General features: G+C 44.8%; 10 protein-coding genes. 4 read left to right on the plus strand and 6 right to left on the minus strand.

The genetic code is table 11. The features are described from left to right. Window positions 1–199: 199 nt before the first annotated feature. Window positions 200–1,219: a LacI family DNA-binding transcriptional regulator gene (locus MHI51_RS26005; protein WP_076128026.1), complete on the plus strand. Its 1,020-nt coding sequence runs from the start codon at window positions 200–202 to the stop codon at window positions 1,217–1,219. A 121-nt stretch (window positions 1,220–1,340) separates the two neighbouring features. Here MHI51_RS26005 and MHI51_RS26010 read toward each other — a convergent pair whose 3' ends face one another. Together MHI51_RS26010 and MHI51_RS26015 are read right to left on the minus strand one after the other, a co-directional pair. After that, a complete protein-coding gene (locus MHI51_RS26010) occupies window positions 1,341–2,351 on the minus strand; it encodes a ketoacyl-ACP synthase III (protein WP_076128027.1) in 1,011 nt (336 codons plus the stop codon). A gap of 131 nt (window positions 2,352–2,482) precedes the next feature. Beyond that, entirely contained in the window at window positions 2,483–3,199 is a 717-nt protein-coding gene (locus MHI51_RS26015; protein WP_339188459.1) for a hypothetical protein, read from the minus strand. Between the two features lie 1,249 nt (window positions 3,200–4,448). On the opposite strand from MHI51_RS26015, the gene MHI51_RS26020 reads away from it, so the two are divergent. Together MHI51_RS26020 and MHI51_RS26025 are read left to right on the plus strand one after the other, a co-directional pair. Beyond that, the gene (locus MHI51_RS26020; protein WP_036683594.1) at window positions 4,449–4,766 is read left to right on the plus strand and encodes a transposase; all 318 of its coding nucleotides are present in this window, start codon (window positions 4,449–4,451) and stop codon (window positions 4,764–4,766) included. An 11-nt stretch (window positions 4,767–4,777) separates the two neighbouring features. Continuing rightward, window positions 4,778–5,641: an IS3 family transposase gene (locus MHI51_RS26025; protein WP_405174048.1), complete on the plus strand. Its 864-nt coding sequence runs from the start codon at window positions 4,778–4,780 to the stop codon at window positions 5,639–5,641. A 317-nt stretch (window positions 5,642–5,958) separates the two neighbouring features. Here MHI51_RS26025 and MHI51_RS26030 read toward each other — a convergent pair whose 3' ends face one another. After that, complete coding sequence (locus tag MHI51_RS26030; RefSeq protein ID WP_405174076.1) at window positions 5,959–7,359, minus strand: MATE family efflux transporter; 1,401 nt, start codon at window positions 7,357–7,359, stop codon at window positions 5,959–5,961. A 159-nt stretch (window positions 7,360–7,518) separates the two neighbouring features. Between MHI51_RS26030 and MHI51_RS26035 the strand changes: the two genes are divergently transcribed. Further along, window positions 7,519–8,400: an AraC family transcriptional regulator gene (locus tag MHI51_RS26035; protein WP_076220150.1), complete on the plus strand. Its 882-nt coding sequence runs from the start codon at window positions 7,519–7,521 to the stop codon at window positions 8,398–8,400. Window positions 8,401–8,477: 77 nt separating this feature from the next. On the opposite strand, the gene MHI51_RS26040 is transcribed toward MHI51_RS26035, so the two are convergent. The 3 genes from MHI51_RS26040 to MHI51_RS26050 all read right to left on the minus strand — a co-directional run bounded on the left by MHI51_RS26040 (window position 8,478) and on the right by MHI51_RS26050 (window position 11,937). After that, complete coding sequence (locus MHI51_RS26040) at window positions 8,478–10,088, minus strand: extracellular solute-binding protein (RefSeq protein ID WP_143761921.1); 1,611 nt, start codon at window positions 10,086–10,088, stop codon at window positions 8,478–8,480. Between the two features lie 68 nt (window positions 10,089–10,156). Further along, window positions 10,157–11,050: a carbohydrate ABC transporter permease gene (locus tag MHI51_RS26045; RefSeq protein ID WP_036685379.1), complete on the minus strand. Its 894-nt coding sequence runs from the start codon at window positions 11,048–11,050 to the stop codon at window positions 10,157–10,159. An 11-nt stretch (window positions 11,051–11,061) separates the two neighbouring features. Beyond that, window positions 11,062–11,937, minus strand: a complete 876-nt coding sequence (locus MHI51_RS26050) for a sugar ABC transporter permease (RefSeq protein ID WP_144024754.1) — start codon at window positions 11,935–11,937, stop codon at window positions 11,062–11,064. Window positions 11,938–12,341 lie beyond the last annotated feature (404 nt).

Consider the following 12,341-nt stretch of genomic DNA (forward strand, 5'->3'; position numbering starts at 1 on the left):
AATTTTGAATTTTTTTACATAGATTATTTTGGAATAAATCTGCATAGTGAAATATATATTTGACTTGTTTCGGCAATAATAATAGACTGAAAATAATTGAATTTTCATTCACCCTATTCATAATAACTCGCAAATAACCGCTCTAGAACAGTCTTTTTCTCAAATTTCAACTATTTAGCGGAGGGTGGCTTTATTAACTATGAATATCAAAATGATTGCCGAAATGGCCGGCGTTTCTGTCTCGACTGTTTCGAAAATTATGAACAATTACAGCGATGTTTCCGAAAAAACCAAGCAAAGAGTTTTGGAGATCATCGAACAAACCGGATATTCACCTTCCAACTCCGCCAAGACACTCGCAACTAAGAAGTCGAATCTGATCGGGGTTATTTTTGCTGGCGAGCTTAATGTCGAATTTACCCATCCCTTTTTCGTAGAAGTGCTAAATTCCTTTAAAAAGCAGATGGGCGTTCTGGGCTACGATCTCATTTTCTTTTCCAACGAGAAATTCATCAGCAGCGGCGATTATTTCGCTCGATCTGTTCATTTTAATGTGGATGGATGTGTCATTATTTCCGGGCAAAAGATGGAGCCTACCATCCGCGATCTGGATATGAGCAGTATTCCTTGTATCGGGGTCGACCTTGAGCTAAAGGGCAAAAAATCTGGCTTTGTGATGTCAGATAACTTTCAGGTTTCTTCCAAGGTCGTGGAGCATTTTTATCTACTTGGCTATAGAGAGCTTGGATTTATCGGAAGTGCAGCGGATTCAGATATTTCTAACTTGCGGGAATCTGGATATGTCAAAGCTATTGAAAGCTTCGGCCTCACTTTGAACCGTCAGTGGTTTGTTCATGGCGACGATTTCTTTGAGCCCAGCGGTTATACGGCTATGCAGCAATTAATTCAAGCCGGAAATTTACCAAAAGCCATTTTTGCGGCTTCTGACTTGCTGGCTCTGGGAGCCATCCGGGCTTTGAAAGAACACGGCCTCAGCGTTCCTGAAGATATTGCAATTATCGGTTGTGACGACATTGAAGCCTGTAAATATACCAGTCCAAAACTGTCGACCATCCGCCAGAACAAAGAACGGCTTGGCATCCTCGCTGCCCATATGCTCTATGACTTGATTAACAATCAGTCTGGCGGTGGATCGTTTGTAGTGGAGCCTGTGCTTATTGTACGTGAATCCTGTGGCAGTCAATTAAATACTCAGTAATCAAAAAAAAAGACAACAGCCAAGGTAAGCGGGTTTCCGCAAACGGCGTTGTCTTTTTTTGATTAACCGAAACGTTTCGTTATAAACATTCATTGGACATCAACTCGCCAAATTCCACCTCTTAATATGGAGTAGGTATCCCTACCTGATGATCCAAATTCAACTCAATCAATTGCCCCGCCTGGGTCAATCCGGCACCAAAACCATACATCAGGATCTTTTGTCCATTTTGTACTTTACCCTCGCGGATGCCCAAATCGAGTGCTAAAGGAATCGTGGCAGCAGAAGTATTGCCGAAATTCACAAGACTGTGCAGCACCTGCTCCAGCGGATAATTTAATCGCTCACAAATTGGCTCAATCATGCGCATATTAGCGCTGTGTGGAATAAACCAGTCTACTTCCTCCAGAGTTACCTCCGCTTTTTCAAGCAGCTGTTGCACACCTAAAGGAACCGTTCTGACCGCCCAGCGAAACACTTCACGTCCGTTCTGTACCAGCATTTGTGTATCTACCAGCTCAATATTGTTTACAGTATGGGCAAGCCCCGTACGGTACACATGATGTGCCCCACCGCCATCACTTGCCAGCTGGAAGCCCAAAAATCCCGTCGACTGCTCATCACTTTCCACAAGTACAGCTCCCGCTCCGTCCCCAAAAAGAATACATGTACTGCGGTCAGTATAATCCGTAATCTTGGAGATCGTATCCGCACCAATAACCAGGACCTTACGATGCATTCCTGAAGCCACATAACTGTGAGCAGTATGCAGTGCATAGACAAAACCCGCGCATGCTGCGCTCAAATCCATAGCACCCGCAGTCTGTGGAATGTTAAAACGATTTTGAATCAAAGAAGCTACTGAGGGAAAGGAAAAGTCAGGTGTGCTCGTAGCTACCAGGACCATATCGACATCCTGAACGCTTTTTCCATAACGAGTCATAAGATCCTGCACAGCTGCTGCACATAAATCACTTGTATACTCATCCTGCCTACTAATTCGGCGCTCACGGATTCCGGTCCGTTGTACAATCCATTCATTATTTGTATCTACGATCTGCTCCAGATCGGCATTAGTCAGTCTTTTGGCTGGGACATAGGTTCCGATAGCGGTAATTTTTGCACCTGTCATTCCAATCACCTCTTCATTTAGTATCTGATATTAGTACTTGGTACTAATTATAACTCTGTGCCTGCTAAAAAGTAAAGAAGGCCGGTAAAGCATCTTAGCTTCCCGGCACTTCCTAAACCTTACGAACCCACTTAGAAACGTTTTCTATTACGCTGCTTTCTTTTTCTGATAAACAATATAATCGCAGTTACAATAACCACCACTAAAATGATAAGCACAATCACGATATTCCATACATTAGGCACATAAACCTGCATTTGAATTGGCTCTGTATCCGCTAGTGTAACATTCCAAGTAAGGGTTCTGCCGTCTTCTACATTTGCATTATTGTCTCCATATAAATCCACAGGTAACGTTAATTTAAAGTCAAAAGCCATGTTTTGCAAAAACGCCCGAATAATCGGCTTCGATAAGCTGAGCGATCCCATATTATCCATTATGGTGTCTATGTAACTATTTAATTTGGGCTTCGCCTCAACATCATATTTGGTATAAAACCAATAATCTTTGGTATCTAATTTCAGGTCCACAATATCCAAGTCACCAGAGAGTGCTTTCATTTCCTCAAAAGAGGCATAAGATTTCATGAATTCATAGACTGTAGATTTTCCATCTTGGCTTTTCTCTAGCTCAATCCCCTGATCTTTAAGTTTGTTTACCAGAGCATCTTCCATTTTTCCGCTAATCAACGCTTCTGCCCGCGAATTCACTTTCATATTCACTGCAAAATCTACGCTTCCATTCTTATTCACTGTGACATGCGCTGTTCCTTTAGAACAGCCTGATAATAGTACAAGCATTAAGAGCAGCCCTAGTAACGAAAACCCTCTCCATTTTGACAACAACATTTCCCTCAAACCCTTCACTGACATGTATTTATATAACGGCTACCCATTCTATAAAGGCTACCTCATTTATATCATAGAATCAAACTCTATATGAATGAATAATCAAATTTGAGGACCGTCAAACTTAAACTTTATACGCGCATAAAAAAGAGGCCCTCACAGAAGTAATTACTCATGAGGTAACCTCTTTCAAAAAAGCATCAGCAAATTTGATGTTACTTGGAGTGCTCGTTGTCACTTGGGTGCTCGACGTTACTCGGGATGCTTAATGTTACTCGAAGTGCTAGTTGTCGCTTGGGTGCACGGTGTTACTTGGGCTTTCAAAGTCGCTTTCGGACTCCAGAGCCGTTATTTCCGCACAAACGTCTCTTTTCATAAGCTATCGGACTCCAGAGTCACTATTGCCGCAAAATCACCCCATTATGAGCCATTTTACGAGGAATAGCGCCTCTCCAGTCCGAAACTATCCGGAAAAGGCTCTAAATTAGCAAATAGCGGCATCTGAGTCCGAAAGCACAACGCCCTCCCTCCCGCAACCGCCCTACTGCCCCTAAACTAATCAATTTTCAAGTCACAGAGTTGCTCTATGTTACTTGGAGTGCTCGCCGTTACTCGAGATGCTTAATGTTACCTAGAGTGCTCGATGTTACTCGGGATGTTCTAAGTTACTTGGAGTGCTCGATGTTACTCGGGATGCTTAATGTTACCTAGAGTGCTCGCCGTTACTCAGGATGCTTAATGTTACTTGAAGTGCTCGTTGTCGCTTGGGTGCACGGTGTTACTTGGACTTTCAAAGTCGCTTTCGGACTCCAGAGCCGTTATTTCCGCACAAACGTCTCTTTTCATAAGCTATCGGACTCCAGTGTCACTATTGGTGCAAAACGACCCCATTATGAGCCATTTCACGAGGAATAGCGCCCCTCCAGTCCGAAACTAACCGGAAAAGGCTCTAAATTAGCAAATAGCGGCAGTTGAGTCCGAAAGCACAACGCCAGACCTCCCGCAACCGCCCTACTGCCCCTAAACTAATCAATTTTTAAGCCACAGAGTTGCTCTATGTTACTTGAAGTGCTCGTTGTCGCTTGGGTGCACGGTGTTACTTGGGCTTTCAAAGTCGCTTTCGGACTCCAGAGCCGTTATTTCCGCACAAACGTCTCTTTTCATAAGCTATCGGACTCCATGAAGCTAGAATAAAAAGTGGACAGTAGTTAACAGACTGGCGATAATGAGTCCACGGAGGTGTGTTCACATGGGAGAACATCGACAACGGTATAACGAAGAGTTTAAAAAACAGACAGTGCAGTTCATTCAAGAGCAAACAAAGACAGTGGGCGACTTGGCGGAAGAGCTTAACATCCCAAAAAGTACCCTGCATCAATGGATGAGCCAGTATCGAGAACTAAAGAATGAACCGGCAGCTAGCGTGGATCGAGTACGGGAACTCGAGGCACAGTTGAAAGAAATGAGCCGTCAACTTCAAGAAAAAGATAACAAGATTGCCGATGTGGAAGAGGAATTAGCGATCGTAAAAAAAGCAGTGCACATCTTCAGCAAACCAAGGAACTGAGATTCCAGTTTATTGAAAAACATCGCTCCGAGTTTCTCTTGGAGAAGATGTGCATGACCCTACATGTGTCACGGAGCGGGTACTACAAGTGGCGGACAGAAAAAACCAGTACGCATATGCTTCGTAAGGCTGCGATAATGAAGCGAATTCAGTATCATTTTACAGACCATCAAAAGCGGTATGGGAGTCCGAAGATCACCCGCCTGTTACATCAAGAAGGTTATACCGTTACCGAACGCACGGTGAGTGTGTACATGCGACATATGAAGCTTCGCTCCATTGTCTCCAAAACGTATCGGGTACAGACCACTGACTCCAATCATGACCATCCGATTTCCCCGAATACGCTGAACCAGCAATTTAAAATACGCAGACCCAATTCAGTATGGGTTACCGACATTACGTACATTCCTTGCCGGGGAGGGCGCTTGTACCTGGCTAGTGTGATGGACCTTTGCACGCGCGAAATCGTGGGGTGGCGCTTGGAGAACCATATGGAAACTAGCTTAATTTCGGGCGCCTTACAAGATGCTTACGAAGCTAAACAACCGGAAAAGGGTCTATTACATCACTCCGATAGAGGTTCTCAATATACTTCTCATGAATACACGAAGCAGTTGAAAGCGTATGGCATGGAGTCCAGCATGAGCCGCAGAGGTAACTGTTATGATAACGCCTGTATCGAGTCGTGGCACAGCATTTTGAAAAAGGAGCTCATTTATTGTAATCCGCGATTCAAAACTAAGGAGCAAGCCTACCAAACACTTTTTCAATATATTGAGTTTTACTATAACCGCAAGCGAATGCATGGCGCGCTGGGGTATCTTTCTCCAGTTCGTTTTGCTGAGCAATTGACTAGAATGTCTGTTGCGTGACTGTCCACTTTCTTGACAGAGGTCCACCAGTGTCACTATTGCCGCAAAATTACCCCTACATGAGCCATTTCACGAGGAATAGCGCCCCTCCAGTCCGAAACTAACCGGAAAAGGCTCTAAATTAGCAAATAGCGGCATCTGAGTCCGAAAGCACAACGTCATCCCTCCCGCAACCACCCCACTACCGCCCTCCCACAGCCTCCCTACTATCACACTACTGTCGCACTACTGTCGCACTACTGCAGCACTACTCCACAAACAACGTCCTACTCTAAAACCACTCCATTGCCCATCAAGCTGGGCTTATAGAGTCCCGCTTATGTGGTTAACGAGGCGCTTCTTTTCCCCGCTCCATGTAGTGAAGCATTCTCTTCACTCAAGCCGGTGTCCGCTTGGCGGAGAACCTTTCGCCCCCTCCAGCGCGCCAAAACAAGCAAACCTCGCACCAATTCGTCGGCTATCATACAACAATAGATACCTATGAGTCCCCAGCCGAAGCTGATTCCTAACCAATAGGAGCAGCCCACGCCAATGAGGGACATAGACACGATGGAAGTATACATCGTATAACGCGTATCCCCGATGGCATTCAGCGCGTTGCCGAGGGCCATATTCAGCATTTTGGAGGGCTGGAGCAATAGATTTAGAGCTAACAAAGAAACCCCGATCGCAATAATTTTCGGATCAGATGTGAAATAAGCGAGCAGCTGTTTTCCGAACAGGAATAGTAACAGCATGTTAGCTGACACAATGCTCAAACCAATGAAGAGTGTACGATATGCACTGCGGTAAGCTTCTTTCAGTTTGCCTGCTCCGAATAAATGAGCAATCTGTATCTGACCCGCCAGCGCAAAAGCATAACCAAGCGTGAAGCAAAAGGACTCCAGGGTGTTAAGATACGTGCGTGCTGCTAACGCTTCGGCTCCAAGTGCAGCCAGAAAGGAATACACAATAAGCTGGGAGAATACCCAACAGGAAGAATTGATCCCGAGAGGCCAGGCAATCTTCAGAATTTGCTTGAACAGCTTGCCATTGAATATACGGAAATCTCTAAGTCTAACCTTGATCTCGAAAGAACGCCGGAATAAGGAGTAGAGAATAATCACTCCGACCAGTCTACTGACAATACTGGAGATCGCGATGCCCGCAAGGCCTAGCTGTGGCAGTCCGAATACACCAAATATAAAAATATAGTTCAGAATTATATGGATGACATTGATTATAATCCCTGTGTACATCGGCCCTTTGGTATTCCCTGTGTTCCGGATAGCGGTACCGAGGGAAGCAATCATTCCGACCATAAAAAGTCCACCGCCGACGTAGGAGATATAGACATTGGAAAGTGACAATAGCTCAGGTGCTATATTTAGAACCCCACCAATAGGGCCCGCATAGAAAAACAATACAATACTCACGACAATCCCCAACACGAGGCTAACCGTTACCCCCATAATAGCAATCGTGCGCGCTTCACCAAAACGTTTGGAGCCCATTCTCTGTGCGATCAGAATCCCCGCTCCACCCGCAAATGTTGTAAAAAGTGTGGTCAATGCACCGAACAATTGATTGGAAATGCCGACTACGGCGACTGCATCATCAGAGATACGGCTGACCATTAATGTATCTACCGTACCCAGCAGAGTCTGTAGAAATATCTCTATAAATATAGGCCAAGCCAATACCCAGAGTCCAAAACCCTGTCTTTCTTTTTTCACTATACAAACCCTCCTCGTAAACCATGCCTACAGACTCAGCCTAAAAAATAACATCTTTATTCATTAGCTCAGACTAAATTATAGATGATATACTTTGGATGATGGTACAGATTTCAAACCAATTATTACATTATTCCAACCTCACTAAAAGGAGCTTCTGACATGAACATCTTGAACTTCACCGTTCCTCCGTTGCTGTACTACATTGTAAGCGGATTCCATACTTTCTCCCCCGGCCATTATCATATGAGCCGCCATAATACCCGGGTGTTCGATTTGCTTGTAGTTAAACAAGGCTGTTTATATATGAGTGAAGGCGGTCTCCCTTTTCAAGTAAAAGCAGGTCAGGCGCTCTTACTTCGTCCAGACAGCCATCATTTCAGTACGGATAGCTGCAAGGAATCCACCTCTTATTATTGGCTGCATTTTCAAACGGTGGGCGACTGGAATATGACCGAGGATACGACTGCTACGTTTGAGAAAGACAACGTCAAAATAGAGAACTCCCTGCAATCTGACGAATTTGATATCCGGCCGTTTAGCTTACGCTTGCCTCAATATACAACTCTGCTGCAGCCGTCCAAGATGGAAGAGCTGCTCTCACAGCTGAATCAGCTTGTGCCTAATTCCCATTTAAGCGATACTCCATTTCAGCAGCAGCTGTTGTTTCAGGAGGTTATTCAGCAGTTATCCGCCTCCCTCAGCCATGAGCGCCCCTCACCCTCCAAAATATGTGCAGAGCAAGCGGCCTCCTATTTACGCAGCCATTTTCGTGAGCATATCACTGCGCAGCAGCTCGGGGAAAGTCTAAGCTTTCACCCTGTATATATCGCTCGTTGCATGAAGAAGGAATACGGCTGTGCGCCGATGGAATATCTGCTGCATTATCGGATTCAGCAAAGTAAACTTTTGCTGATGCAGACCAGCTACACAATTGCCCGTATAGCCGAGGAAGTTGGCTTCAATCAGGCGCCTTACTTCAGCTCCAGCTTTATTCGAATAGAAGGAACCACTCCACGGGAATTCCGTCAACGTTTCTCGTAAATCTGAGTACGTTAAAGAACACAAAAAAAGGGATGCTCCTTGCCATTAGGCTTAAGGAACCTCCCTTGCTACTTTTATTATTTCAAACCCTTCTCCTGCACATAAGCATCCCATTGCTTGATATATTCGGTCTGGATTTTCTCAAGACCGGCTTGCTTAGCCTTTTCCATAAAGGTGGCTAAACCCGCATCAACATCCTCTACTAATCCAGCTTGCAATGGATACAGGTATTGCTTTTCCACCTGCTCTAGTGCTGCTTTTTCCGCCTGATAAGAGGTATAATCCTCAGCAAAACCGGTGAAAATATCCGGCTTCTGAATTTTGTCGAGCTCAGCGAAAATTTCCTTCACGCCATCATAGGATTTATCAAATAGCATGAGCTCCGGATTCCGCCAGGCCCAGCCATTCATTCCCTCGCGTGTAAAACCGTTCGTTGAAGCATCTCCAATAAGTTCATAGTAGCCGTTCGCATCAATTTTATAGTTCTTTCCTTCCACACCGTATTGTGTCAGCTGATTATAACGTTTATCCATGACCATTTTTTCATAGAAGGCCAGTGCACGTTCAGGGTTCTTGCTGCTCTTCGGAATGGCGAAACCATTATGAATAGGATGAACTGGTGTTGCATAACCAATGGTATTGCCATAAGGATAGTAACCTAGATCCCAATCCGGATGTGCTGCTTTCACCTTCATCAACGTATCGTTGAAGCGAGTCGGATTATCTCCGAAGATGCTTGCTGCCTTGCCCGCGATAATCGGAGCCTGGATGGTATCCTTCAAGTTCAGGACGTTTTTGGAAATCAATCCGTTTTCCTGCCAGCGTCTCATCGTCAGCAGCTCTTCTTTATGTTCCTCCGAGCCCCAATACAGATAAGCTTTTGAAGGATCATCGTACTTAATACCAATACCATAAGGCAGCGGACTGCCGACCTGTGCGGTAAGTGTTGAATATACATCATGAATGTTACCTCTAACATCACTGTTAAAAGAAGCAGGTGACATCTGCGGTTCATTTTTCTTGATTCCTTCCATGTATGCTTCATAGCTAGCCAGATCTGTCGGCTGAGGCAGATTGTATTTCTTGCGCAGATCCTCACGCCATACGAAGCCGTTCGTTACATACTCCTTATAAGTCGCTGGAACGGTGTAAATCTTGCCATCAATCTTCACAGCATCCCACATTTCCTGTGGTACGAATTGCTGGAGCTCTGGGGCAGCTTTCGGCAGCAGATCATCTATAGCTAAAAAAGCTCCCTTTTTCGCATAAGCCTGATATTGTGTCCAGTCCGCAGTGAAGATCAGATCGATTGATTGACCCGACGACAGCAGCAGCTTATATTTCTGATCCCAATCTGTCCAGGTTGTATAGTTGAATTTAACGGTTGCATTCAGATCCTCTTCGGCCATTTTGTTAATTTCCGCTTCAATGCTTGAGAGGTCCTTCGGCGCATCGCCTAGCATATAGAATTGCAGCTCGACCTTTTTGGAAGTGTCCAGTCCGGTCTTCTCCTCCGTCCCTGCGTTCGTACTTTGTGCTGTGTTTCCTCCGCTATTACTCTCTTTTACCGCCGCATTGTCTCCGTTTGCAGAATTAGAATTCCCCCCGCAGCCTGCCAGCAGCGTCAAGCCCAATACTGACGTAAGCAGAATAGACATGCGTTTGCCCCGTTGTTTATTCATCTGAATCCTCCCTTTTCACTATGCTTCTATGTTAGCCGACTGTACCTTAACCCGGTAGTGGGCAGGTTGCGGTTCTAACCTTTTACAGCGCCGATGGTTAGGCCTTTGACAAAATAACGCTGAACGAACGGGTACAGAAAAAGAATAGGTCCCGTCACGACAATTGCCATCGCCATTTTGGTAGACTCAGCAGGGACCTCCGTAGCCAGTGACACCCCGGTTCCCGCCCCCATCTGTGCGATAAACTGTGCTGAATTGATAACATTGTACAGATAGAACTGCAGCTGATATTTATGCGTATCATTGATGAACAGTGAAGAGGTGAACCAGTCATTCCAGTAATACAAAGCCAGAAACAAACCGACTGTAGCGATGCCCGGCATGGAAAGCTTGAGTACAATCTGCCAGTAAATCCGGAAATCACCGGCCCCGTCTATTTTGCCAGAATCGAACAATTCCTCAGGAACTGCTGATTTGATGAAGTTTTTCATTAAAATGATCAAAAATGGCGTCATCAGACCTGGAAGCACCAGTACCGCATAGGAATCCAGCAGACCGAGGTATTTCGTAATCATGATGTACCACGGGACAAGTCCTCCCCCAAACAAAGTCGTAAAATATATATAGAAGGAAAAGCTATTTCGATATTTGAAATCTTTACGCGCCAGTACATAACCCGCCATAGTCATGAAAAATAGTCCCATTACCGTTCCAATCGCAGTTGTGCTGACTGTGACCGCATATGCCCGCAGCACCTCATCCGGGAAGATGAATACCGTCTTGTAGCCCTCCAGTGAGAACTGTGCCGGAATCAGATGATAGCCATCGCGAATAATGGACTCATTGCTGGTCAAAGACGCAGAGATAATTAGCAAAAAGGGCAGCAGGCAAGCGATCGACAGGCCAATAATGACCACATAGGCAATCCAATGAAGCATTCGCGTATATTTATCCTTTTGAATTTTCATTTCTTATCCTCCTAGAACAGGGCGTAGTCATCGTTTATTTTGCGGATAATGTAGTTGACCGTCATAATGAGGACGAAGCCGAACAAGGATTGATAGACCCCGGCAGCCGTTGCCATGCCCACATCAAAGGTTACTTTAAGCGAACGGTATACATAGGTATCAAGGATATCCGTCGTATTGTAGAGCAGCCCGTTATTGCCTATTAATTGATAGAAAAGATCGAATTGGCCCTTCATAATACTCCCGAGCGCAAAGAGCAGCAGCACCACAAAGGTTGATTTCAGCATCGGCACCGTTATATACCAAATCCGCTGGAAAATATTAGCGCCATCAATTTGGGCCGCTTCATAATATTCGTCACTAATCCCCGTAATCGCCGCCAGATAAATCACCATGCTGTAGCCAAGATTTTTCCATAGATAAAAGATAATGATCAGAAAGATCCATGCCCAAGGTTTACTGTAAACGTCGACCGGATCAAGGCCAAATTGGGTAAGCATTGTATTTAAGAAACCGCTGTCATAATTAAACAAGTTGTAGACAATTACGCTGAGAATTACAAAAGATACGAAGTAAGGCAAAAACATTACTGATTGGCTAATCTTTTTAAACCATTTTCCATTGAGCTCACTCAGCAGGATCGCACAGACAATTGCCAGCACATTCCCTAGTACAATAAAAGCAATATTGTATCCTATCGTGTTCATCGTGAGCTTCACCAGCGTACCGGATCTCCAGAGGAACTCGAAATTCTGTAATCCCACAAACTTGGAGTTGAACATGCTGCTGTTAAAGTCGAATTGAGTGAACGCATAATAGATGCCTACCATTGGAAAATAGGAATTCACCAGAAAAAAGATCAAGGTGGGCAGCAGCATCAGAAACATTACCCGATTGTGCACCAGCTCATACAACAATCCTTTCTTCTTTCTTGTCGTTCGTAAGCGTGCTCTACCATCAGCCTGGATGCCAAGTTCGACGTTTGAAATTCCTTTGGATGAGGTTTGGCTCAAGATCTCTCACTCCCCTTAATATAGAAACTGCATAATTCCACTATAGGGGGATTCTTCTGAACACAGAAGTGAAGCTTACAAGCCTTACTGCACAAACTGGCGAAACAGGAACTGAACAATCAGGATGTTTATGTAAAAGTCTTCGGAGACCCACTGAGCTTCTCAAGCTTCGCTAACTCCTTATAATCCTTGTAGAAAAGACTGTTTTGTACACGAATATTTAATTTGTTCACTCCCTTCAGATTGGAAAAATGCAGGATTCTAAGGTTGCTCCACTG

It is taken from the genome of Paenibacillus sp. FSL H8-0260 (assembly GCF_045040625.1).
Lineage (GTDB): Bacteria > Bacillota > Bacilli > Paenibacillales > Paenibacillaceae > Paenibacillus_AQ > Paenibacillus_AQ odorifer.